We start from the raw sequence: 21,794 nt of genomic DNA on the forward strand, positions 1-21,794 counted from the left end.
AAGCCGGGCGCATCGCGCGTCACGAATCTAACGCGTTGTACACACGAGGAATAAGCCGATGGAAAAGCACGCGAAGTATCAGCGCCTGATCGAGTTCTGCCAGACGCTGCCGGCGATGCCGACAGGGGTCGCGCACCCGTGCGACCAGAGTTCGCTGCAGGGCGCGGTCGAAGCGGCGAGCATGGGCCTGATCGAGCCGGTTCTGGTCGGGCCACGCGTCCGTATCGAAGCGGTCGCCGCCGAGCACGGCATCGACATCTCGGACTTCACGATCGTCGATGCACCGCATAGCCATGCCGCTGCCGCCGCAGCCGTGCAACTGGTGCGCGAAGGCAAGGCCGAGGCCATGATGAAGGGCAGCCTGCACACCGACGAGCTGATGGCCGAGGTGATTCGCCGTGACACCGGCCTGCGCACCGAGCGGCGCATCAGCCATTGCTTCGTGATGGACGTGCCCGCGTACGAGAACGCGCTGATCATCAGCGACGCCGCGATCAACATCGCGCCGACGCTCGAAGAGAAGGTCGACATCCTGCAGAACGCGATCGATCTCGGGCACGCGCTGAAATTCGACGAAGTCCGCGTGGCGGTCCTGTCCGCGACCGAGAGCGTCAATCCGAAGATTCCATCGACGGTGGAAGCGGCGGCGCTGTGCAAGATGGTGGACCGCGGACAGATCACCGGCGGTCTCGTCGACGGTCCGCTTGCACTCGACAACGCGATCAGCCTCGAAGCCATGCGCATCAAGAAGATCGAATCGCGGGTGGCGGGACGCGCCAATGTACTGGTGGTGCCGGACCTCGAAGCGGGCAACATGCTGGCGAAAAGCCTGTCGTTTTTGGCCGGCGCGGACGCGGCGGGCATCGTGCTAGGCGCGCGCGTGCCGATCATTCTGACGAGCCGCGCGGATTCGCTGTCGACGCGTCTCGCGTCGTGCGCGGTCGCCGCACTGGTGGCGAAGGCAAGGCGCGAGGCCGCCAAGGTGGTCGGGTGACGCCATGTCGGATGTGATCCTCGTATTGAACGCAGGCTCGTCTAGCCTCAAGTTCCGAGCCTTCGACGCGCAACACGCGCAACTCGAGCTGATTCTGCGCGGCCAGATCGAAGCGCTTTACACGAACCCGCGTTTTCGCGCGACCGATCGCGACGGCAATGTCAGCTCGCACGAATGGGGCGACGGCCATCGCCTCGGCCATCAGGGCGCGATCGAATATCTGGGCGGCTTTTTGCGCGAGCACGGCAGCGGCAATCAACTGAAGGCGGTCGGGCATCGAGTCGTGCATGGCGGACAGCGCTTTACCGGGCCCGTTATCGTGACCCCCGAGGTGATCGACCAGCTGGACAGCCTGAGCCCGCTTGCGCCGCTGCATCAGCCGCATAACCTCGCGCCGATCCGCATCCTTGCGCAACTGCGTCCCGACCTTCCACAGGTCGCGTGCTTCGACACCACGTTTCATCGCACGCAGACCGAGACCGCGCAAGCCTATGCGCTGCCCCCGTCGATTACCGACCACGGCGTGCGGCGCTATGGCTTTCACGGGCTTTCGTACGAATACATCGCGAGCGTGCTGCCGCAGATCGCACCGGACGCGGCGGCGGGGCGCACCGTGGTCGCGCATCTGGGCAACGGCGCGAGCATGTGCGCGATGGTCGCGGGCAAGAGCGTGGCCAGCACGATGGGCTTCACGGCGGTGGAAGGCCTGCCGATGGGCACGCGTTGCGGCAGCCTCGACCCCGGCGTGATTCTCTATCTGCTCGACGAGCTGAAGATGGATTCGCAGGCGATCGCGGACCTGATTTACAAGGGCTCGGGGCTGCTCGGCCTGTCGGGCATCGGGGGCGACATGCGCGTGCTGCTCGACAGCGACGACCCGCGCGCGCGCTTTGCCATCGACGTCTACACCTACCGCATCGGGCGCGAACTCGGCAGTCTCGCGGCGGCGATGCAAGGTATCGACGCGCTGGTGCTGACGGCCGGCATCGGCGAGCACGCGGTCGAGATTCGCGAGCGCATCGTGCGCGACGCCGCGTGGCTCGGCGCCGAACTCGACGACGCGGCCAATCGGGCGAACGGGTCGCTGATCACGACCGCTTCGAGCAAGCTGGCGGTGTGGGTCGTGCCCACCAACGAAGAACTGATGATTGCCCGTCATACGCGCGCTATCGCCCCATAGAGGAGTTTCACCATGTCTGTCGAGCAACCGCGTTTGATTCTCGAAGGTGCGAAGGCCCTCGTGACCGGCGTCGCCAACGAGCATTCGATTGCCTATGGATGCGCGAAGGCGTTTCGCGAGCTCGGCGCGAGCGTCGCGCTCACCTATGCGAACGATAAGGCGCTTCCTTATGTGGAGCCGATCGCCAAAGCACTCGATGCCGAGATCTTCATGCCGCTCGACGTAACGGGCGAGGACGAAATGGAGGCCGTGTTCGACCGGATCGAGAAAACATGGGGGGAGCTCGACATTCTCGTTCACGCCGTTGCATGGGCGCCCAAAGCGGATCTGCAGAGCGGCTTGCTGCAATCGTCACGCGAGGGCTTCCTGAGCGCGATCGATATCTCGTGCCATTCGTTCGTGCGGATGGCGCGCCTCGCCGCGCCGCTGATGAAAGACGGCGGCACCATGCTGACGATGAGCTACTACGGCGCGAACAAGGTGGTGCCGAATTACAACCTGATGGGCCCCGTCAAGGCGGCGCTCGAAGCCTGCGCGCGCTATCTGGCGTTCGAGCTGGGACCGAAGGGCATCCGCGTGCACGCGATTTCTCCCGGACCGCTGCAGACTCGCGCCGCTTCGGGCCTGAGGGATTTCGAGCTGCTGCTCAACGAAGCGGTGCAGCGCGCGCCGCTCGGCGAACTGGTCGACATCATGGACGTCGGCTATACCTGTGCGTTTCTGGCCACGCCGTATGCACGGCGGGTGTCCGGTTCCACCTTGTATATCGACGGCGGATTGAACATCGTCGCTTAGGGTCTGGAGGAGTAAGCATCATGGCTGAACTGTTTCTTGGAAACGTCGAGGAAAGCGTCTCCGACGAAGAGATCGGCGAGTTCCTGATTCGCTACGGATTCCCGCGCTTCAGCTCGATCCAGCGGGTGCCCGGCACGGGTTCGCGTCCGGGTGCGGTGGTCGTCTTCGACGACGTGCCCACGGACGGGCTGCGCATACTGCAAAGCCGCGTGCATAACCTGTTCTGGAAGAACCACACGATCGTCGCGCAGCTGCTGCCGGAGCGCGACGAGTCGTAACGGGCGACGGGAGCCGGAGATGGGTCTGTTGTCGTGGCTGACGAAGCGCAGCGCTGACCAGGAGAGCGACGATCAGCAGGCGCAGGAAATCGTCGAGCGGATCGTCGGGCTCTGTCCGTCGTTGCGGCTCGCGCGCAACTATGCGTCGCGCCTGCGGCCCGCCGTGCAACACACGCTCGCCTATCTGGACCGGCTCGCCGATGAAGTGCCCCCCGCGCGCGAAGCGAGCGCGGCGGCGTGGGCGACCGACCCATACATCCACGCCTTTTTCGCCACACCCGACGACGTCTGCCCGGTCTTCAACCGCTCCCACGAGCTGAATCAGTTCTTCAGCGACCATCCCGTTGCCGATCCGGTATTCGCGGTGCTCGGCATGGCCTTCGACGAGCGGCGCGTTTTCGGCGTCGGCCAACGAGGCGAGACGACCCAGACCGACCTCGCGCAGACGACCCTCAACTTCAGCGATCACCAGGTGCGCGTGTGCGGCGAGTCCGAAGCCGCGTTGCGGCATGAAATCCTGTTGCGGATCGTCGATCAGCTCGTGCTCGAAGGCCTCGGCAAGATCGAGGCCGAGACGTCGCGGCAGGACGAATTGGAACGCGAAAGAGCGCTGCTGAAAACGCGTCTGACGATTCTCGAACGGCAAGGGGCGGGCGTGCGCTCGCTGCTGGGTAGCGACGCGTCGTCGAATTACGCGGAGGTGGCGAAGCTGCAGGCGCAGATCGAAGAGAACGATCAGGCTCTAGCGCAGCTGGGCCTGAAGACCGAGGCGCTGGAGCGGCATCTCGACGTGATGTGCGGTGTACTGCAGGCGCCGGACGCGCATGTCTACGTGCGCAAGAGCAAATACCGGCTCGACCGGATGAACGTCGTCGTGGAAGAGGGAGATGCGCGTCCCGCGCACGAAATCGAGTTTCGCCTTGCGCATCTGCCGGCAAGTCCCAATGCAATGCGGGTTTTCTCGACGGTGCGTTTCCGACGCGCTGATTTTTCGCCGCCCCTCAGCGACCTCGCGCAAGCGCACCGCCTGATCTGATGCGAGCCATGCCCGCTATTTGCCGGCAACCGGCTCCACGGCGATGGCCACGGCCTCGGTATAGACCGCTTGCATCTGGTCGCCTTTCTTGATCCGCTTCAGCTGTTCAGGGTCCTGCACGACCAGATCCACCAAATTGCCTTGCGGGCCTTTCAGCGTGACCACGCCGCTCTGGTGATCGACCGCGATCACGTTAGCCATGATCGTGACCTGGCGGGAGGCCGAGCCGCCGGGTTTCGCGCCTGCCGGTGTGCGATCGAGCGTCTGCGTTTCGTTGGCGGTCAGCGGCGCGTTGCCTTTTTTCAGCATGAGGGTCAGCGCCTGCGAATACTCGGCCTTGACCACGTCGCCGACCTTGATCTGATCGAAGTTGCGCGCTTCCTCGCCGACCACGACCTGCACGACCTTGCCCTTCGGATCCTTCAGCAGGACGGTGCGCGTTTCCGGCTCGATGCCGACGACCGTCGAGGTGGTTTTGACCGTGCCCGACACCGTGACTTTGCCGGGCTCGCTCTTGACCGTGACCGGTGCCTCCGTCTGAGCGAACCCCGTATTCGCGACACACACGAGCGCCGCCGCGATGATCAGTTTGCCGTTAATCATGCTGTTCCCCTTGCGTGGTCAATTGACGGTGTAACCCCGGCCCGACATGCATGCGGCGAAAGCGCGATTGAACGTGTCCATCGCGCCCTGTGTTTGCGCCTGCGAATTTGCCGCGGCCGCACGCCGGTTCTGCCGCGCGCGCGATCCACCGACCATCGTGCCGGTCGCCGCGCCGATCGCCGCGCCCTTGCCGGCGTCTCCCGCAATCGCGCCGATGATTGCGCCGCCGGCCGCGCCGCGGGCCGCGCCCTGCACGCGCTCGCCGCCTCCCACCGCGGGGCCGGAAGGCGGGGGCGGGGCGTTGGCGACCTGGGTCGGATCGATGCCGGTATTGTTCTTCGCCCACGCATAGCAGGCCCCTTCGTCCTGCTGCTGTTGCTGCGGGCTCTGCCCTCTGGCCGGATACGCTATCGGCCTCGATTGCGCGATGCCTTCCAGCGACAGCGACGCCGTCAACGCGGCAATAACGGCATATTTCGTCGATTTGTTCACGACAGCTCCTTGCGTGGGCACACGCGGGTGCGAGTCGCCGGCTGCCTGTTGGTGCAGGCGTGAGGGCGCAACCGGCACCCGTGAATGGGAATTCTGATGGGACCGGTTGCCGCGCGGTGGATGCGCAGCAATGGCAGGTTCGCTTTCATCATGCTGTCGCGGGCTTGTTTGGCGCAATCGGACCAAGGTCGTATTTGCAATATCGTTTGTGATTTCCAAACTGTATTCATGCAACAGGTGCAGGTCGTTTCCATTGCTTCGGAGAACTGTCTGTCGAAGATTATGGCCGTGGACTGCCGCGTAGCGATGCAGCCCGAGGCCGCTGACGAAGCGCAAGGGGAAGCATCGATGGACCGCGATTCGCGTGCGCGTGCACGCACCATCCCGTTTGCAACGGCGCTCGACGACGAGCCGAGGCGCGCGCGACGCGTCAGCCATGTGCTGGGCGCCGCGCTTCTGGCGTGCTGCGGCGCGTTCTCCATTGCGGTGTCGCTGGCGCAGGCGCCGGCCGCGAACGCCCCCGCGAACGCGGTAAACGCGCCCATTCCCGCGGCGACGCTCGACAAGCTCGTCGGACCGATCGCGCTGTATCCGGACGATCTGATCGCGATCATCCTGCCTGCATCCACCTATCCGGTGGAAATCGTGCAGGCCGACCGGTTTCTCGACCAGTACAAGAACAACAAGTCGCTGAAGCTCAACGACGCGTGGCACGATCCGGTGAAGGCGCTGCTGAATTACCCCGACATCGTCAAGAACATGAGCACCGATCTCGACTGGACGATCGATCTCGGCGAAGCCGTCGTGGCCGATCAGGGCTCGGTGCTCGAAGCGATTCAGCGCTTCCGGCGCCAAACGCAGTCGGCGGGGCACCTGAAATCCGACGACAAGCAGGTCGTGGTCGTCGAGAAGGAAGTGATCAAGATCCAGCCGGCCGATCCGCAGGTGATCTACGTGCCGCAGTACAACCCGCAGACCGTCGTGGTGGCCAGTGCACCCGTGACCTACGCGTATGCGCCGACCCCCTATCCGGCCTACTACTATCCGTACGCGCCCGGCGCCGCGCTCGCGACGGGGCTGATCTGGGGCGCGGCGATTACCGCCGCCTGGAACGGCGGGCACTATGAAACGCATTACGGGGGCGGCGGCAACAACAACATCAACATCAACCGCGAAAGAAACGTCGAGCGCGGCGATAGAACCGTTAACCGGGGCGATAGGAACGTCGAGCGCGGCAATATCAACAGCGGCAATGTCAACACCGGCGACATCAACCGCGGCGGCGGTCGCGGGCAGGGAGGCGGTACCTCCGCATGGACCCCGGACAAGAAGCCGGGCTAGGTCAGCGGTATCTCGGATCGTTCGGCGCGCACGCAGCGGGTCGGCGATCCGCCGTCGCGCGGCGGCGGCGCGGGTGCGGGTGGTGGGTTGGCAGGCGGCAACCGCGGCGGAGCAGGCGGCGTTGCCGGTGCGAACTTTGCGGGTGGCGGCGCAGGCGGTGCTGGCGGCGGTGCGGGCGCCAACTTCGCAGGGGGCGGCGCTGGCGCGCAAGGGCGGCCGCAGCCGTCCCAGCGTCCGACCGCGTCGACGGGCGCGCGCGGCGGCGATGCGTTCAGCGGCTACGGCTCGGCGCGCGATGCGCAAGCCAGTAGCGCGCGCGGCGCGGCGAGCCGCCAGTCGGCGGCGCGTGGCGGCGGAGGCGGATACGCCGGTGGCGGTGGATTCGGCGGCGGTGGCGGCGGCGGATTTTCCGGCGGCGGGCGCGGGGGTGGCGGATTCACGCCGCGGGCCGGTGGTGGCGGCCGCGGCGGCGGACGGCGATAAGGAGCAGCCATGAGCGGGCAGAGCATCACCGGAAAGCGCGCACGCGACGTTTCGCGGCGACGCGTGACCTCATCGCGGCGGCTGTGCGCGATGGTGCTCGCGCTGTCGGTTCCGTTGGCGGCGTTCGCCGCAGGGCAGCGCACTTTCGCCACCCCGGAAGACGCGGTCGCCGCGCTGTCCAGCGCGCTGAAGACCGACGACGAAGCGTCGCTCGTCGCGATCTTCGGCGAAGCGCACAAGAGCCTCGTGGTGTCGCCGGATCAGGCGGAGAACGAGGCGAACTGGGCCAAGGCGAGCAAGGAGCTCGACGCCTATCACGTGCTCGACGACAGGGGACCGAACCGGCGGATTCTGCTGGTCGGCGACGAGGCGTGGCCGATGCCGATACCGATCGTCAAGGACGGCGGCGGCTGGCGCTTCGCGACCGAAGAGGGCGAAGAAGAACTGATCAATCGACGCATCGGCTCCAATGAACTCGCAGCGATCAGGGTGCTGGAGGCTTATCTCGACGCGCAGCGCCAATATGCGTCGCGCGACCGGAACCACGACGGCCTGCACGAATACGCGCAGAAACTGGCCAGCACGCCGGGCAAGCAGGACGGTCTCTACTGGCATACCGACGAAAACAGCGACGAAGAGGAAAGTCCGTTCGGCCCGCTCGTCGCGGCCAGCTCCGAATATCTGAAAGGCCACGCGGCGGGCGATCCTTACCGGGGCTACCAGTTCCAGATCCTGACGCGGCAGGGCAAGAACGCGCCGGGCGGCGCGTTCAGCTACGTGATCAACGGCCACATGATCGCGGGGTTCGCGATGGTCGCTTATCCGGCGCAGTACGGCAAGAGCGGCGTGATGACCTTCGTGGTCAGCAACAACGGCGTGATCTACCAGAAAGACCGTGGCCCGCATGCGCCGCCGGTGACCGAATTCAACCCGGATCACACGTGGCAGCGCGTCAAGGATTCGCTTTGAGCCGCCCGGGGTCGGAAGTGGCCATGCCCGCGCCGCGCGCCCGTGCTTCCGTCGGCACCGCTTTCGTACTCGAGGCGCTACGTTGAACCACCCACCTGGCGTCACCGGCCTCGCGTCAGCCACGCCACCCGCGCGCGGGTGGCGCTCCGCGTTTCCGCCCGCGCAATGGCTGCGAAGCTATCAGCCGCGCTGGCTCGCGAAAGACGCGGTCGCCGGTGTGACGCTCGCGGCCTATGGCATTCCGGTATCGCTCGCGTATGCGTCGCTCGCCGGCGTGCCGCCGCAATACGGCATCTACGGCTATCTGGTCGGCGGCCTCTGTTACGCGCTGTTCGGTTCGTCGCGCCAGCTCGCGGTCGGCCCGACCTCGGCGATCTCGATGCTGGTCGGCGTGACGGTTGCGACGATGGCCGACGGTGATCCGGCGCGCTGGGCTTCGATCGCCGCGCTCACGTCGGTGCTGATTGCCTGCATGTGCGTGATCGGCTGGCTGCTGCGCCTAAGTTCGCTCGTCAGCTTCATCAGCGAGACGATTCTGCTCGGCTTCAAGGCGGGCGCCGCGCTGACGATCGCGATGACCCAGTTGCCGAAGCTGTTCGGCGTGAAAGGCGGCGGTGAATTTTTCTTCGAACGGATCGCCGTGCTGTGGGGGCAGCTTCCGCTCACCAATGTCAGCGTGTTCGCCTTCGGCCTCGTTTGCATCGCGTTGCTGCTGCTCGGCGAAAAGTTTTTGCCGGGGCGTCCGGTGGCGCTCGCCGTGGTCGCTGCGTCGATCGTCGCGCTGTCCGTCACGTCGCTGGCCAGCCGCGGCTTTACGCTGGTGGGTGCGCTGCCTCAGGGCTTGCCTGAATTCCGTCTGCCGGGGCTGCGGGTAAGCGATGTCGATGGCATCATCTCGCTCGCGTTCGCGTGCCTGTTGCTCGCCTATGTCGAGAGCGTGTCGGCCGCGCGCGCGCTCGCGCAGGCACATGGTGACGAGATCGACGCCCGCCAGGAATTGCTCGGTCTCGGCGCGGCCAATCTTGCCGCGGGATTGTTCCAGGCGTTTCCGGTCGCGGGCGGGCTGTCGCAATCGTCGGTGAACGACAAGGCCGGCGCGAAAAGCCCGCTGGCGCTGGTCTTCGCGTCGCTGGCGATCGGCTTCTGTCTGATGTTCCTCACCGGACTGCTCGCGAATCTGCCCAACGTCGTGCTGGCGGCGATCGTGCTCGTGGCCGTGAAAGGCCTCGTCGATGTCCGCGAATTGCGTCATGTGTGGCGCGTGAGCCGCTTCGAATTCGCGATTTCGATGGTGGCGTTCGCGGCGGTGCTGCTGTTGGGCATCCTGAAGGGCGTGATCGTCGCGGTGCTGGTGTCGATGCTGCTGATCATCCGCCGCGCCGCGCATCCGCATGTCGCGATGCTCGGGCGTATTCCCGGCACGCGCTATTTCTCCGATCTCGAACGTCATGCCGAGAACGAGACGATTGCGCATGTGCTGGCGGTGCGGGTCGAGGCGTCGCTGCTGTACTTTAACGTCGAGCACGTACGCGAGACGATCTGGCGCATGATCCGCGCCGCGCCCGAGCCGGTGCGGCTCGTGATCTGCGATCTGTCGGCGTCGCCGGTCGTCGATCTGGCGGGCGCGCGCATGCTCAAGGCGATGCACGTCGCGCTGCAGGCGGCGGGCACCGGGATGAAGGTCGTCGGCGCTCACGCGGACGTGCGCGACCTGCTGCGCGCCGAGGGGCTCGAGGTTCGTGTCGGCCACATCAGCCGACGCGGCTCGGTGGCCGACCTCATCGACGCATTCCAGCAAAACGGCGATCTCGCGGACGAAGCGGGTCGCGGATGATCTCGAGGAGAAAACCAGATGTCACGTCAATTGCTTCCCGGCGCGCGCGCGCTCACACACGACGCCGTGCACTCCCTCACGATCACGCAGTGGTTGACGGCAGCGGCGCTGCTCGCCAGCCCCTTCTTGTGCCATGCAGCGAACCTGAACTTTCTGAAAGACACGCCCGTCACCTACATGCACGAAGCCGACCGCAAAGCGCTCAACGATGCGGCGCAAAAGGCGCTCGATACGAAAAAGGATGGCGAATCGTACGAGTGGAGCAATGCGGGGACCGGCAATTCCGTTTCGATCAAGGGCACGGTGACGCCGCAGGATACGACGAAGGACGGCGATCGAACCTGCCGGACCGCGACGCTGACCGCGGTTGCGAAAGGACAGACGCAAACCTGGACGCCGATCGTCTGCAAAACTGGCGATGGACCGTGGAAGGTACTGAAGAGATAAGCGCCTGCGCGTCGCTCGATACGAACCATTTGCGCTGTTGATGCATAATTTGCCCAGCGTTTCGCGGCTCATGCACAAGGCAGACACATGGAACACTCTTACGCTAACGACGATACCGGCAATCTGATCCTGCTCGAACACGTCAACCTGAAAATCCCCAACCAGATTCTCGCGACCGCCTTCTACGTCACCGGCCTCGGGCTCACGCGCGATCCGTTCGTGATGACCGGGGTCGAGAATATGTGGATCAACATCGGCCGCTCGCAGATTCACTTGCCGCACGGGGCGGCGCAACGTTTGCGCGGCAGTGTCGGTCTCGTGGTGGGCGAACTCGACGCGCTGGTGAAGCGTTTGCGCTCGGTCGAGCCGCTGCTCGCCGGCACCGGGTTCGGCTGGACGGAGCGCGCAGGCAGTGTCGAAGTGACGTGTCCCTGGGGCAACCGCTACGAGTGCCTCGATCCCGTCGATCGATCCGCGTCGGCTCCGTGGTCGCAAATCGATCTGGGCATCGCGTTCGTGAAGATGGATGTGCCGGTCGGCCGCGCGCTGCCTATCGCACGCTTTTACCGCGATATGTTCGATGCGCCCGTCGACATCGAAGAGAAGCATGGCTTGCACCGCGCGATCATCGACATCGGCACGCATCAGCAACTGCTGTATGCGGAGACAACCGAGCCCGTTCCTGAATACGACGGACACCACATCGCCATTTACACGGCGGCTTTTTCGGAGCCGTTCAGGCGGCTCGCCGAAAAAGGCCTCGTATATGGAGAGGAGCCGCATCAATACCGGTTTGCCGACCTCGTCGATCTGGCGTCCGGGGAGCGTTGCTTCAGGCTCGAGCACGAAGTGCGCAGCCTGCATCACCCGCTTTACGCGCGACCTCTGGTAAACCGCAATCCGGAACAGAGCAACCGGAACTATCTGCAGGGCGCAGATTGGCGCGGCGGGCGGTTCTGATCGGCTCAATGAGCGGTCTATTCAGTGGAAATACTCATGAGCATATTCGCCACGCCGGCTGTTCGGTTTCGACGCGTAGTCCACTCGTCGCAACGTAGGTGAAAACGATGACCAGCGCGGCAGTGACTGGCGACAACGATGCGCGCCGATCGCTTGCTACTCGTTAACGCTTTACTCTAGAAAATCCACAACACATCGCCTACCCTTAATCGAGCCGGTTTGCCGCGGACCCGTGCCTCACTTCTCCCCCTCTGCGAAGCCGACCCGTCCTGACAGAGCTAAACAACGATTCGAAGCCGTACGCTTTTGTTGTCTGCGAGGGTTGCGCCACCGTGTTCTTTCACGCTGTCGTCCGCGTGGATCCATGTCGCACTCCTGCCCTGCAATTCATAGGAATATAAAAAGCTAGGAGACGCTCATGCCATTCAACCGTATTCAGGGAATTGTCGGCCTGCCACTGCTCGCCATCGCGTTCGGCTTGCCCGCGGCTCATGCCGCCGACGAAGTACAGAACAGCACGACCACCACCGCCGCGCCGGTGCCATCGACGCTTCAGCCCGTCACCCAGGATCAGCTCGATCGCGCCGGCAGCATGACGGCGGTCTGGCTGCATTCGAACGGCTCGTATGCGCAGACGCGCTATTACCCGGGCTCGCAGATCAACAGGACGAACGTCGCGAAGCTCAAACCAGTGTTCATCTTCCAGACGGCTGTCAACGAATCGATGGAAACCGCGCCGATCGTGAAGGATGGCGTGATGTTCCTGACCACGTCTTTCAATCATGTGTACGCGATCGATGCGAAGACGGGCAAGGAGTACTGGCATTACAAGCACAAGATGGGTCCGGTCACGACGTTCTGTTGCGGACCCAACAACCGTGGCGTAGCGATTTCGGGTGACCGGCTCTATATGGGCACGCTCGACTCCAAGCTCGTCGCGCTCGACGCCAAAACCGGCAACGTGCTGTGGCAAACCCAGATCGCCGATCCCGACCAGGGCTACTCGGAAACGATGGCACCGGCGGTCGTCGACGGCAAGGTGCTGATCGGCACGAACGGCGGCGAGTACGGCATTCGCGGCTTCGTGAAGGCGTACGACGCGAATTCCGGCCAGTTGCTGTGGACTTTCTACACGATTCCCGAAACCGGCCAGGAAGGCGTGTGGGCGACCAAAGACGCGACCGGCCGCGACGAGAAGCGCGACATCGACGCAGAGAAGAAGCAGCTGGCCGACAAGGGCGGCGACTTCTACAAGACGCTCGGCGGCGGCGTGTGGATGACGCCGGCGATCGACCGGAAAACGAACACGGTGTACTTCATGGTCGGCAATCCGTCGCCGGACCTGTATGGCGCGATCCGGCCGGGAGACAACCTCTATACGGACTCGCTCGTCGCGATCGATCTCGACACCGGCAAGTACAAATGGCACTACCAGTACGTGCCGCACGACGTCTGGGACCTCGACGCGGTGAGCCCGCCGGTGCTGATCGACGTGCGCGACAACGACGGCAAGATGATCCCCGGCATCGTGCATGCGGGCAAGACCGGTCACGTGTACGTGCATGATCGTGCGACCGGCCGTCTGATCCGCTTCTCGCAGGCGATGATTCCGCAGGAAAACATGTGGACGCTGCCGACCGCGGCCGGCGCGCGCATGTTGCCGGGCGCGAACGGCGGCGTCGAATGGTCGCCGATCGCGTTCGATCCGCAGACGCGTCTCGTCTACGCGGCCAACCTGCATCAGCCGATGACGTACCAGGTCGAGGACGCCGCCTATCCGGGCGGCAGCAAGCTGTGGCTCGGCGGCGCGTTCAAGGTGATCCCGTCCGAGGCGCAATGGGGCCAGCTGTCGGCCGTCAACGTCGACACCGGCAAGATCGCGTGGGACTACAAGACCGACCAGCCGCTGATCGGCGGCGTACTCGCGACGGCGGGCGGCCTCGTGTTCAACGGCGAGGGCAACGGCCTGTTCCGCGCGTTCGATGCCGCGAACGGCAAGAAGCTGTGGGAGTTCCAGTGCGGCGCGGGCGTCAACGCGCCGGCCGTGTCGTACACGCTCGACGGCAAGCAATACGTGGCGGTCGCGGCGGGCGGCAATACGCAGCTCGACTACAAGCGCGGCAATAGCGTCATCGTGTTCGCGGTGCCATGAGGGGGCCGGCGCCGCGGGGAGCGCCGGGTGGGGCGCGCGCTGCATGGGTGGCGCTGCTGTGCGGCGGATTGATCGCCGCATGGCTGCCGTCGGGCGCGCGCGCCGACGCCGAGGCGGGCAAGGCGAAAGCGCAGGTGTGCGTGGCCTGTCACGGGCCGATGGGCAATTCGACCAATCCGGACTATCCGATTCTGGCCGGCCAAACCGCGCGCTATATATATCTGGAATTGAAGGACTTCAAGCAGGGACGGCGCAGCGATCCGCGCATGTCGCCGATGGCGGCGAACCTGTCGGCCGAGGACATGCAGGACCTCGCCGACTACTTCGCCGCGCAGAAGCCCATATCGGTGCAGTTCAAAGCGGATGGCGCCGGCATAGAAGCGGGCAGCAGGAAGGCCGCCGAGGTGTTGTGCACGATGTGCCACCTGGGCGGCTTTTCCGGGCAGAACGAGATTCCGCGCGTCGCGGGCCAGCATTATCAGTACATCGTCAAGGAGTTGCAGGACTTTCGCTCGCACACGCGCACCAACGATGCGGGCAACATGGCCAGCGTGACGCGTAATCTGACCGACGACGACATCCATCATCTGGCCGCCTATATCAACAATCTGCAGTAGCGGGGGAAGACACGATGACAGACATGATCACTCGGCCACTTGTGGCCGCCGTTCTGCTCGCCGCCGCGTTCGGTGCTTGCGTGCCAGCGCTCGCGCAGGACCAGGGGGAAATCAACCGCCAACTGCTCGCGGCCGCGAAGGACGACGATCAGCAGTCGGTCGTCGCGGCGCTGCAGCGCGGCGCGTCGGTCGATGCGATGAACCGGATCGGCGACACCGCGCTCGTCACCGCGTGCAAGAAGGGCGATACGGCGATGGCGCGCACCCTGATCGAGCGCGGCGCGAACGTCCAGCATGCGAACGCGCCGGGCGATACACCGCTGATGGCCGCCGCCTACGGCGGCTTCGACGAGATCGTCGCGCTGCTGCTCGCGCATGGCGCCGATCCGCTCGCGACCGATCGCGTCGGCAAGACCGCGATGGAATACGCGGCGGGCGAGGGGCACACGAAGGTCGTCGGTCAATTGCTCGATGCCGGCGTCGACGTGAACCGGACCTACAAGAACGATCTGACCGCGCTGATGTGGGCGGCCGGCTACGATCGCGCGGAGACTGCCCAGCTGTTGCTCGCGCGCGGCGCGAACCGGTCGTTGAAGGACAACCGGGGAATGACGGCGAAAGACATCGCGGTGCAGACGAAGTCGGCGCGGGTCGCGGGGTTGTTGTCGGCGAGTTAGCGGCTGGAATCAAGCGCGCAATGCCGGCCGCGCTTGCGCCAGAATCGCCGGCAACGCCTCGAACGAATCGATCAGCGCGTCGCAACGCGGCATGTCGGCGCCGCTCGCGCTGCCATAGCCATAGCTGACGATAAAGACCGGCAGACCGGCCGCGCGCGCCGCCGCGACATCGACCGATGAATCGCCGACCAGCACGGAACGTTCGGGCTCGGCGTCGAGCAGCCGGCACGCGTGCCAAAGCGGTTCGGGCGACGGTTTCATGCGCGCCACGGTGTCGCCCGCGACCAGCCCGTCCAGATGAGCGGCGAGCCCCGTTTTGTCGAGCAGCGCCGCCGCCAGCGCCTGCGGCTTGTTGGTCACGCACGCGCAGCGGTACCCGTGCTGCCGCAACGCGTGCAGCCCGGCCATCACGCCGGGATATACCCGACCCAGTTCCGCGTTGGTCACCGCGTAATGCCGCTCGAATACGTGCTGCGCGTGCTCCAGTTCGACATGCTGGCCGAGGCCCGCCGCGTTCAGCGAGCGTTGCACGAGCTTGCGCACGCCGTTGCCGATGAAGCCGGTCACCATGCCTGACGGCAGCGGGTCGGCACCGAAGTCTTTCAGCATCAGGCCGGTGGCCGCGACGATGTCCGGCGCAGTATCGACCATCGTGCCATCCAGATCGATCAGGACAGCGTGGTAGCCGCGGTTCATCGCCATGACGCGCTCGCATTCGCGTTCGCCTGGTCCGCGTTCAGTGCGCCGCGCGCGGCCGAATCGGGACGCCGCGTGGCGTCTTCATGCCAGCGACGCAGTGTCGCCAGATCCACCCAGCGATGCCATTCGCCGCGCACCATCGGAACGATCGGCGCATGCGGATCGCCGAGATGAGGCAACACGGCCAGCGCGCCATCGAAGTCCTCATGCGCGGTAAAAGTGCTCGGCGTGACGACGACCGGCACGCGCGCGGCGCGCGCCGCGAGCAACCCATTGCGCGAGTCCTCGAAGGCGAGGCAGGCCGCGGGCTGCAAGCCGAGCTGTTCGAGCACGTGTCGATAGACGTCGGGGGCGGGCTTTTTCGCCGGCGTGGTGCCGGCGTCGCCGATCGCCGCGAAGCGATGGTGCCAGCTGGCGCCGAAATGCGCGTGCAATAGCGCGTCGAGGTTGGCGGGCGTCGTGGTCGTCGCGATCGCCACGCGCAGGCCGGCCTCGTTCGCCTCGTCGATCAGACGCGCGATGCCGGGTCGCAGCGGCACGCCACACTCGCGCACGCGCTCGGTGTAGTGGCGCGTCTTCAGTGCGTGCAGCGCGTCGATGGCCTCTCGCGCTCGCGGGCCCGCGGCTTCCTCGCACGCGACCGTGCGCCAGTAATGCAGCAGACGCTCCTTGCCGCCCGCCACTTTCAGCAGGCCCGAATAGAGCGCTTCGTCCCAGAACCAGTCGAGGCCCGCTTCCGCAAACGCGGCGTTGAACGCTTGCAGATGAGCGGTCTCGGTGTCGGCGAGCGTGCCGTCGACGTCGAAGATCAGGGCTTGCATCGTGCGGTCCTCGCGAGGGGGGTGCCGTTCGGACACGCACCACGATAGCCGAGCCATCCGCCGATTCAAATTCAGAGATTCTTTCGCCGTCGATAAGCATTGCATTAGGTGCCGACGAGCACGCCGCAACCTGCGCGCCGCGCCGCGTCATTTGCCCAGCTGCGGATCGGTCACGAAGCCCAGCTTCGTCAGCCCGCCGCTTTGCGCCGCCGACATCACGATCGCGACCCGCTCGTACGGCACCTTGCGATCGGCGCGCAAATGCAGCTCCGGCTGCGGCGTCGCGAGGGCGGCCTGGTCGATGCGCGCGCGCAAGCCGTCGTCGGTCACGGGCTGACCGTCCCACAGCACCGTGCCGTCCGCTTGCACCGCGACGTCCACATGCGCGGGCTTGACCGCTTCCGGCTGACTGCTCGCATGCGGCAGATCGATCCTGACCGCGTGCTGCAGCGCCGGAATGGTGACGAGAAAAATGATTAGCAGGACCAGCATCACATCGACGAGCGGCGTCATGTTGATCTCGTTCATCAGACCTTGATCGTCGTCGTCGGAGAAAGGGCTCATTGCCATTCGAGGTCTCCGTCGCGGGTTGCGTTCGTCGCGTTGGTGCCGCGCGGCACCACGCGCATCTGCGGGCCGGCGCTCGACGGCAATTGCGCACCGGTCACGAAGTACGCATGCAAGCCGTGCGCGAAGCGCTTCAGGCGCGCGACGATCGAGCGGTTCGCGCGCGTCAGTCCGTTGTAGCCGAGCACGGCCGGTATCGCGACGAAGAGCCCGAACGCCGTCATGATCAGCGACTCGCCGACCGGGCCGGCAACATGATCGATAGAAGTCTGACCGGTCTCGCCGATCACGATCAGTGCATGGTAGATGCCCCATACGGTGCCGAACAGCCCGACGAAAGGCGCGGTGCTGCCGATCGAAGCAAGAATCGCGAGGCCGCTTTGCAGACGTGCGATCGTTTCGTCCATCGTGTCCTGCAGACGCCTCGTGATCCAGTCCGACACGTCGATGCGGTCGTGCAACTGCTGCTGCGTCTGCCGATGATGCGTCGCGGCTTCATGGCCCGCCAGCGCGAGCGCGAGCAGCGGGTTGTCCTGCGCGCTCGAATCCGGATAGCCGAGGGCGTGCAGTCCGTCGTCGAAGCGGTCCGCGCTCCAGAAGCGCGCGTCGCTCTGGCTGGTCACGCGCCTGAGGCGGACCACTTGCCACAGCTTCACGATGATCACCGTCCACGACAGCACCGACATGATGACGAGCACACACAGAATGCCGCGCGTGACGAAATCACCCGAATCCCAGACGTTTGCGAGTCCGTAATGTTGCATGGCGAATTCCTTCGGTTGGTGTCGGTGGTCTGTTTGGCGGTTCGGTTACATCGGTTCGGTCACTCGGTCAGTCCGAATACGAACGACTGCGAGTACGCGGCGCGCACCGGCGTGCCGTTTTCGGTGTAGGGCTGGCAGGCGCCCGCATGCACGGCGGCGAGCGCCGCGTCGTCGAGCCGAGCCGAGCCGCTGCTGGATTGCAATTGCGCTGTTTCGATATGCCCGCTCAGACCGACGACGAAGCGCACGATCGCCGTGCCATGCTCGCCGCGCCGCTTCGCGACGTCGGGATAGTCGGGCTTCGGAATCGAGCAGTCGACATGCGCCACGTTGCGCGGCTCGGTCGACGCGGGCACCGCCGGATGAGCGGCGGTAGCGGATGCCGCCGACGGCGCGGCGGCCGTTGGCGTGGTGGGCACGGCGGCCTGCGGCGCCGCCGATGGCGCGGCGGTTTGCGTGACGGGCTGCGTGGTGCCTTCGCGTGTCGGAGACGGTGTCGGCACAGGCTTTTCCACCCTGTGCGGCACCTGCGCGCGCGGCTGCGGCGCCGGTTTGGGGTGCACGGCGGGATGCGTGACGGCCGGCGTGGGTGCCGGCGGGGCGACAGCGGCGGGCGGGGGCGGCGCGGGTGAGGAAACGACCGGAGCGGGAGGCTCGGGGCTCAGCAGCAACGCGGTGATCGTGCGTGGCTCGACCGGACGCTCGACGATCCGGTTGCGTGCGCTCAATGCGATGGCAAGCAGCAGCAGATGCGCGACGATCACGGCGCCCAGCACGATCGCCGCGCGACGGTAGCCGGCCGCGGGATTCGCAGAACTTGCTGGGTGCACCACGGCAACTTGCAGCATCATCGTCACCTCCGCGGTCATTGTCCTCCGTGGACCCCGCTTTTCAAACCCGCGACGGCCGGCGCGAAGCAATTCGGGAAAATCTCCCGCCGATCCGCGTTGTCAAACAATCACCCGGTGGGCTACCTTGAAACGATGACGCGAACCATCGCGGCGCCGCCATATCAACACGGAGTACAACGATGCTGGAGACACGGATTCCCCCCCGACCGCCACGCCGTTCCCTCGCGCTGGCTTGCGCGCTCGTGCTGGCTGCGAGCGCCGCGCATGCCACGGCCGCGCCGCTCGCCTACGTGACGAGCGAGAAGGCCGGCGTCGGCGTGATCGATCTCGACCAGATGACGCTTGCACAGACCTTTCCGGTCGGCGCGGACGGCCCGCGCGGCCTGAGCCTGAACGCCGACGGCACGCGTCTATTGGTCGCCAACAAGAACACCAACGATCTCGCGGTGATCGACACCGCCACCGGCAAGGTCGTCAAGCGCGTGAAGATCGGCAAAAACCCTGAATATGTGCGGGTGCGCAACGGCTACGCGTACGTGACCTACGAGCCCGGCGAGGACGGCGGGCCGCCGGGAGCGAAACCGGAAGGCAAACCCGACGCGAAAGGGGACAACAAGCCCGAAGCGAACGCGGGCGGCAAGCCCGGCGCGGACGACGACGACGCGAACAAGCCGCCCGCTGAAATCGCGATCATCGATATGAAGAGCTGGCAGGTCATCCGCTCGGTCACGAGCGGCCACGAAACCGAAGGCATCGAATTCTCTCGCGACGGTCAGATGATGCTGGTCACCAACGAAGGCGACGATACGGTGTCGATCTATCACGCACGAACCGGCGCGCCGATCAGGACCGTGAAACTCGCGGCGGGCGGCCGGCCGCGCGGCATCCGGCTGTCGCCCGATGGCAAGCACTATGTGGTAACGCTGGAGTCGCTCAGCAAGCTCGTCGTGATCGACGCGCACACGTTCGAGGTGGTCAAGACCGTCGACACCAAACTTGGACCCTATGGCGTCGCGTTCGGGCCGGACGGTCAGCGGCTTTTCGTGGCTGCTGCGCGCGACAAGGTCGTGCAGGTGTTCGACGGCCACACCTTCGAACATGTCGCCGATGTGCCGGTCGGCCAGCGCTGCTGGCATTTCAGCTTTACGCCGGACGGCTCGAAGCTGATGGTCGCGTGCGGCCGCTCCGACGCGGTGTACGTGCTCGACGCGAAGAGCTATCAGCCGCTCAAGCAGATCGGTGAACTGCCGCTCGCGTGGGGCATCGTCACGTATCCGCATAGCGATGGGTCGATCGAATCGCATTGAGTGGGATGCTGACGAAGAGGCTGTTGCAGATCTTTTCGAGGTCTGTTGGCTTTGCTTTGCTGAGTTGATATTGACTTCCTGTCTTGTACCGCTCTACGAGAACGGGCACAAATGAGCCGCCTGAGAGGGGCGGCTTTTTTACGTGTGCCGGGCATGCTTAACAGCTCGGGGGCAAGTCTCCTGTCCTGCTTAAATCCCGATTCCGCACACGCAGAAATATGCAATAGAAACGAGTTATCGGAAACCAATAGCGTCAATTTTTGTAAAAACGGGCTTATCCCGAATTAAAGTCGTTGACCGTGGTCCGTTTCGATGGTTAATTCTCGTAGCAATGCCAGAAAACTCATGAGGAGTGCAATGGAGGAACAGATGCAGCAAAGCAGTGGGACGGATTGGACAGTGGAGGAAGAATGCGGAGTTTGCAGCATTATCTTTTCTATTTATTCCAAGTTCCCGCCGATGCCGTCCGCACAGGCCTTGAACATGGAAACCGGGGAGTTCTTTCCGTTTGAGAGGGTTCGTAAGCTGAAAAGCGGTTATGCCATGGCCGAAGCGCTGGGCGTTGCAATGGGCGTGCAATTGTCGCAAACGATCAAAGAAGCGTTTCGATGAACAGTTCACGCTTCGGGACCCGAACGGGCGCGCGCTTTCCGATACTCTCTATACGGTGCGATTCCCATCGGGCGAGTTGAAGCATGGGGTCACCGATCACGCGGGACGTACACAGCGGCACAAGACAGACGGCGCGCAAGCGGTGCGAATCTATCTTGGACATCGCCAGTCAGCGTAACAATTTGTCTATCCAGGTAACTCATAAAACGGGGTAAAAATGACTCATCCGCTGCACGAATGCGTGACCAATGCAAACGCTAATTCAAACGTCAATGTTTATGTGACACGCTACTGCAAGCCATGGAAGTTATCGGCCGGAGGTATTGAATTTCTGAAGGGTTGGGAGAAATTCAGTGCGGTCATATATGAGAAGGATGGAAGCGGAAAAGGCAATGCGACTATCGGTTACGGTCATCTTGTTCATATGGGGCCGATATCAGGAGCAATATCTGAGAAGCATTTTTCAAATGGAATTGCGGAGGCAGATGCCGATAACATGCTCCGCGCTGATGTTGAAAAGGCTGAGCGAATTGTCAATAACTCGATCAAGGTCCCTTTACATCAGTACGAGTACGACGCCTTGGTGTGTTTTATATACAATCTACAAGGCCATGGCGCCAACCTCCTCGATTTCGTTAACACTGGTGATTATGACAAGGTTGGCGACAAGATGAGAACTTACAGCCATGACCATCAGGGTCGCTTAGTTAAGGGCTTGCTCAGGCGTCGTCACCGTGAGGCAGAAATGTTCGAGGCAGGGATCTATGACTCATCACACTAAACTTATCGCGGCGATTGCATTTTGGCCGATCTTCTCGATAGCGGCCACCGTTTATTCGGGGGAGTTCGATTACAAGCAGATCCAATCATCGGCGACGTATTTCTCCGGCCACTCGGAAAAGGAAATTGATCATTTGTGCAAGAGCGGAGAGCATGCGACGAATGATGATCTAGCTCAATGCCAACACCGGGAATTTGAGCGTGCAAAGGTGCGGCTGGATGACAAGCTTAAAGCTGTTACGGCGCGATTTGAGCGGGGAGATAATTTTTTAAAAACCTATGATGAGAAACCATTGGCGATGCCATATTTCGTTTCGGCGCAAGTTTCCTGGATGAAGTTTCGTGACAGTCAATGTTATGCCGAAACATATATGATGGGCGAGGCGGCAGAGCGCGATATATATTTTTGGGGATGTATGACTGACATTACGCAAACACGCGTAAACGAGTTGGCTAAATTGCTCAAGGATTGGAGTGTTCGCTAAAAAGCAGTTCCGTTTCGGCGAAGCTATTTGAAACGGGAATTTATGATGCG

General features: G+C 64.0%; 24 protein-coding genes and 1 pseudogene. 18 read left to right on the top strand and 7 right to left on the bottom strand.

What is annotated here, in order from left to right:
- Positions 1 to 58: 58 nt before the first annotated feature.
- From AB4Y34_RS16000 to AB4Y34_RS16020, 5 genes are read left to right on the top strand one after another with little or no spacing between them, the layout of a single operon-like run.
- Complete coding sequence (locus tag AB4Y34_RS16000; protein WP_368716576.1) at positions 59 to 994, top strand: phosphate acetyltransferase; 936 nt, start codon at positions 59 to 61, stop codon at positions 992 to 994.
- A 4-nt stretch (positions 995 to 998) separates the two neighbouring features.
- Positions 999 to 2,174 (top strand): acetate/propionate family kinase, encoded by a 1,176-nt coding sequence (locus AB4Y34_RS16005; RefSeq protein WP_176379735.1) that lies wholly within the window; start codon positions 999 to 1,001, stop codon positions 2,172 to 2,174.
- A gap of 12 nt (positions 2,175 to 2,186) precedes the next feature.
- Positions 2,187 to 2,969, top strand: a complete 783-nt coding sequence (gene fabI, locus AB4Y34_RS16010) for an enoyl-ACP reductase FabI (RefSeq protein WP_176120531.1) — start codon at positions 2,187 to 2,189, stop codon at positions 2,967 to 2,969.
- Positions 2,970 to 2,989: 20 nt separating this feature from the next.
- Positions 2,990 to 3,247 (top strand): RNA-binding protein, encoded by a 258-nt coding sequence (locus AB4Y34_RS16015; RefSeq protein ID WP_176107432.1) that lies wholly within the window; start codon positions 2,990 to 2,992, stop codon positions 3,245 to 3,247.
- A 19-nt stretch (positions 3,248 to 3,266) separates the two neighbouring features.
- The gene (locus AB4Y34_RS16020) at positions 3,267 to 4,283 is read left to right on the top strand and encodes a hypothetical protein (RefSeq protein ID WP_368716577.1); all 1,017 of its coding nucleotides are present in this window, start codon (positions 3,267 to 3,269) and stop codon (positions 4,281 to 4,283) included.
- Positions 4,284 to 4,298: 15 nt separating this feature from the next.
- Here the strand turns inward: AB4Y34_RS16020 and AB4Y34_RS16025 are convergent, their stop codons facing one another.
- Positions 4,299 to 4,886, bottom strand: coding sequence for a hypothetical protein (locus AB4Y34_RS16025; RefSeq protein WP_176379733.1), 588 nt, complete (start codon positions 4,884 to 4,886; stop codon positions 4,299 to 4,301).
- An 18-nt stretch (positions 4,887 to 4,904) separates the two neighbouring features.
- On the bottom strand, positions 4,905 to 5,378 hold the full coding sequence (locus AB4Y34_RS16030; RefSeq protein WP_176107434.1) for a glycine zipper family protein: 474 nt from the start codon (positions 5,376 to 5,378) through the stop codon (positions 4,905 to 4,907).
- A gap of 228 nt (positions 5,379 to 5,606) precedes the next feature.
- On the opposite strand from AB4Y34_RS16030, the gene AB4Y34_RS16035 reads away from it, so the two are divergent.
- The 9 genes from AB4Y34_RS16035 (at position 5,607) to AB4Y34_RS16075 (ending at position 14,858) form a co-directional block, all read left to right on the top strand.
- Positions 5,607 to 6,719 carry a DUF3300 domain-containing protein gene (locus AB4Y34_RS16035; protein WP_368716578.1) on the top strand — a complete coding sequence of 371 codons (1,113 nt, stop codon included), beginning with the start codon at positions 5,607 to 5,609 and terminating at the stop codon, positions 6,717 to 6,719.
- Between the two features lie 87 nt (positions 6,720 to 6,806).
- Positions 6,807 to 7,202, top strand: a complete 396-nt coding sequence (locus AB4Y34_RS16040) for a hypothetical protein (RefSeq protein WP_368716579.1) — start codon at positions 6,807 to 6,809, stop codon at positions 7,200 to 7,202.
- A gap of 9 nt (positions 7,203 to 7,211) precedes the next feature.
- Complete coding sequence (locus AB4Y34_RS16045) at positions 7,212 to 8,171, top strand: DUF2950 domain-containing protein (protein WP_176379731.1); 960 nt, start codon at positions 7,212 to 7,214, stop codon at positions 8,169 to 8,171.
- 82 nt (positions 8,172 to 8,253) lie between these two features.
- A complete protein-coding gene (locus AB4Y34_RS16050; RefSeq protein WP_368716580.1) occupies positions 8,254 to 10,005 on the top strand; it encodes a SulP family inorganic anion transporter in 1,752 nt (583 codons plus the stop codon).
- Between the two features lie 18 nt (positions 10,006 to 10,023).
- Positions 10,024 to 10,452 (top strand): RT0821/Lpp0805 family surface protein, encoded by a 429-nt coding sequence (locus AB4Y34_RS16055; RefSeq protein ID WP_368716581.1) that lies wholly within the window; start codon positions 10,024 to 10,026, stop codon positions 10,450 to 10,452.
- A gap of 87 nt (positions 10,453 to 10,539) precedes the next feature.
- Positions 10,540 to 11,412, top strand: coding sequence for a VOC family protein (locus AB4Y34_RS16060; protein WP_368716582.1), 873 nt, complete (start codon positions 10,540 to 10,542; stop codon positions 11,410 to 11,412).
- Positions 11,413 to 11,830: 418 nt separating this feature from the next.
- Entirely contained in the window at positions 11,831 to 13,564 is a 1,734-nt protein-coding gene (locus tag AB4Y34_RS16065; protein WP_176379727.1) for a PQQ-dependent dehydrogenase, methanol/ethanol family, read from the top strand.
- Complete coding sequence (locus AB4Y34_RS16070) at positions 13,561 to 14,181, top strand: cytochrome c (protein WP_176379726.1); 621 nt, start codon at positions 13,561 to 13,563, stop codon at positions 14,179 to 14,181. Before AB4Y34_RS16065 ends, AB4Y34_RS16070 begins: the two co-directional genes overlap by 4 nt.
- Positions 14,182 to 14,195: 14 nt before the next feature.
- Positions 14,196 to 14,858: an ankyrin repeat domain-containing protein gene (locus tag AB4Y34_RS16075; protein WP_176120541.1), complete on the top strand. Its 663-nt coding sequence runs from the start codon at positions 14,196 to 14,198 to the stop codon at positions 14,856 to 14,858.
- A gap of 9 nt (positions 14,859 to 14,867) precedes the next feature.
- Here the strand turns inward: AB4Y34_RS16075 and gph are convergent, their stop codons facing one another.
- From gph to AB4Y34_RS16100, 5 genes are all read right to left on the bottom strand, one after another.
- Positions 14,868 to 15,560 carry a phosphoglycolate phosphatase gene (gph, locus tag AB4Y34_RS16080; RefSeq protein WP_176379725.1) on the bottom strand — a complete coding sequence of 231 codons (693 nt, stop codon included), beginning with the start codon at positions 15,558 to 15,560 and terminating at the stop codon, positions 14,868 to 14,870.
- Entirely contained in the window at positions 15,551 to 16,378 is an 828-nt protein-coding gene (locus AB4Y34_RS16085) for an HAD family hydrolase (RefSeq protein WP_368716583.1), read from the bottom strand. Before AB4Y34_RS16085 ends, gph begins: the two co-directional genes overlap by 10 nt.
- A gap of 147 nt (positions 16,379 to 16,525) precedes the next feature.
- Positions 16,526 to 16,948 (bottom strand): ExbD/TolR family protein, encoded by a 423-nt coding sequence (locus AB4Y34_RS16090; RefSeq protein ID WP_368716584.1) that lies wholly within the window; start codon positions 16,946 to 16,948, stop codon positions 16,526 to 16,528.
- The gene (locus tag AB4Y34_RS16095; RefSeq protein WP_368716585.1) at positions 16,939 to 17,709 is read right to left on the bottom strand and encodes a MotA/TolQ/ExbB proton channel family protein; all 771 of its coding nucleotides are present in this window, start codon (positions 17,707 to 17,709) and stop codon (positions 16,939 to 16,941) included. The genes AB4Y34_RS16090 and AB4Y34_RS16095 overlap by 10 nt, the downstream gene beginning before the upstream one ends.
- A 59-nt stretch (positions 17,710 to 17,768) precedes the next feature.
- Complete coding sequence (locus AB4Y34_RS16100) at positions 17,769 to 18,560, bottom strand: TonB family protein (RefSeq protein WP_255208777.1); 792 nt, start codon at positions 18,558 to 18,560, stop codon at positions 17,769 to 17,771.
- 179 nt (positions 18,561 to 18,739) lie between these two features.
- Here AB4Y34_RS16100 and AB4Y34_RS16105 point away from each other — a divergent pair, with 179 nt between their 5' ends.
- The 4 genes and pseudogenes from AB4Y34_RS16105 (at position 18,740) to AB4Y34_RS16120 (ending at position 21,744) form a co-directional block, all read left to right on the top strand.
- The gene (locus tag AB4Y34_RS16105; RefSeq protein WP_368716586.1) at positions 18,740 to 19,867 is read left to right on the top strand and encodes a beta-propeller fold lactonase family protein; all 1,128 of its coding nucleotides are present in this window, start codon (positions 18,740 to 18,742) and stop codon (positions 19,865 to 19,867) included.
- Between the two features lie 357 nt (positions 19,868 to 20,224).
- Positions 20,225 to 20,657, top strand: a pseudogene (locus tag AB4Y34_RS16110) (hypothetical protein).
- Between the two features lie 39 nt (positions 20,658 to 20,696).
- A complete protein-coding gene (locus AB4Y34_RS16115) occupies positions 20,697 to 21,260 on the top strand; it encodes a lysozyme (protein ID WP_368716587.1) in 564 nt (187 codons plus the stop codon).
- Entirely contained in the window at positions 21,244 to 21,744 is a 501-nt protein-coding gene (locus AB4Y34_RS16120; RefSeq protein WP_176379721.1) for a lysozyme inhibitor LprI family protein, read from the top strand. The genes AB4Y34_RS16115 and AB4Y34_RS16120 overlap by 17 nt, the downstream gene beginning before the upstream one ends.
- Positions 21,745 to 21,794 lie beyond the last annotated feature (50 nt).

This window comes from Paraburkholderia sp. BR10954 (assembly GCF_040965775.1).
GTDB lineage: Bacteria > Pseudomonadota > Gammaproteobacteria > Burkholderiales > Burkholderiaceae > Paraburkholderia > Paraburkholderia youngii.

Excerpts from the sequence above, each read along its gene's own strand:
- AB4Y34_RS16000 (WP_368716576.1), top strand. The coding sequence starts at position 59 with ATGGAAAAGCACGCGAAGTATCAGCGCCTGATCGAGTTCTGCCAGACG.
- AB4Y34_RS16005 (WP_176379735.1), top strand. The coding sequence starts at position 999 with ATGTCGGATGTGATCCTCGTATTGAACGCAGGCTCGTCTAGCCTCAAG.
- fabI (WP_176120531.1), top strand. The coding sequence starts at position 2,187 with ATGTCTGTCGAGCAACCGCGTTTGATTCTCGAAGGTGCGAAGGCCCTC.
- AB4Y34_RS16015 (WP_176107432.1), top strand. The coding sequence starts at position 2,990 with ATGGCTGAACTGTTTCTTGGAAACGTCGAGGAAAGCGTCTCCGACGAA.
- AB4Y34_RS16020 (WP_368716577.1), top strand. The coding sequence starts at position 3,267 with ATGGGTCTGTTGTCGTGGCTGACGAAGCGCAGCGCTGACCAGGAGAGC.
- AB4Y34_RS16025 (WP_176379733.1), bottom strand. The coding sequence starts at position 4,886 with ATGATTAACGGCAAACTGATCATCGCGGCGGCGCTCGTGTGTGTCGCG.
- AB4Y34_RS16035 (WP_368716578.1), top strand. The coding sequence starts at position 5,607 with ATGCAACAGGTGCAGGTCGTTTCCATTGCTTCGGAGAACTGTCTGTCG.
- AB4Y34_RS16045 (WP_176379731.1), top strand. The coding sequence starts at position 7,212 with ATGAGCGGGCAGAGCATCACCGGAAAGCGCGCACGCGACGTTTCGCGG.
- AB4Y34_RS16055 (WP_368716581.1), top strand. The coding sequence starts at position 10,024 with ATGTCACGTCAATTGCTTCCCGGCGCGCGCGCGCTCACACACGACGCC.
- AB4Y34_RS16060 (WP_368716582.1), top strand. The coding sequence starts at position 10,540 with ATGGAACACTCTTACGCTAACGACGATACCGGCAATCTGATCCTGCTC.
- AB4Y34_RS16065 (WP_176379727.1), top strand. The coding sequence starts at position 11,831 with ATGCCATTCAACCGTATTCAGGGAATTGTCGGCCTGCCACTGCTCGCC.
- AB4Y34_RS16070 (WP_176379726.1), top strand. The coding sequence starts at position 13,561 with ATGAGGGGGCCGGCGCCGCGGGGAGCGCCGGGTGGGGCGCGCGCTGCA.
- AB4Y34_RS16075 (WP_176120541.1), top strand. The coding sequence starts at position 14,196 with ATGACAGACATGATCACTCGGCCACTTGTGGCCGCCGTTCTGCTCGCC.
- gph (WP_176379725.1), bottom strand. The coding sequence starts at position 15,560 with ATGGCGATGAACCGCGGCTACCACGCTGTCCTGATCGATCTGGATGGC.
- AB4Y34_RS16085 (WP_368716583.1), bottom strand. The coding sequence starts at position 16,378 with ATGCAAGCCCTGATCTTCGACGTCGACGGCACGCTCGCCGACACCGAG.
- AB4Y34_RS16090 (WP_368716584.1), bottom strand. The coding sequence starts at position 16,948 with ATGGCAATGAGCCCTTTCTCCGACGACGACGATCAAGGTCTGATGAAC.
- AB4Y34_RS16095 (WP_368716585.1), bottom strand. The coding sequence starts at position 17,709 with ATGCAACATTACGGACTCGCAAACGTCTGGGATTCGGGTGATTTCGTC.
- AB4Y34_RS16100 (WP_255208777.1), bottom strand. The coding sequence starts at position 18,560 with ATGATGCTGCAAGTTGCCGTGGTGCACCCAGCAAGTTCTGCGAATCCC.
- AB4Y34_RS16105 (WP_368716586.1), top strand. The coding sequence starts at position 18,740 with ATGCTGGAGACACGGATTCCCCCCCGACCGCCACGCCGTTCCCTCGCG.
- AB4Y34_RS16115 (WP_368716587.1), top strand. The coding sequence starts at position 20,697 with ATGACTCATCCGCTGCACGAATGCGTGACCAATGCAAACGCTAATTCA.
- AB4Y34_RS16120 (WP_176379721.1), top strand. The coding sequence starts at position 21,244 with ATGACTCATCACACTAAACTTATCGCGGCGATTGCATTTTGGCCGATC.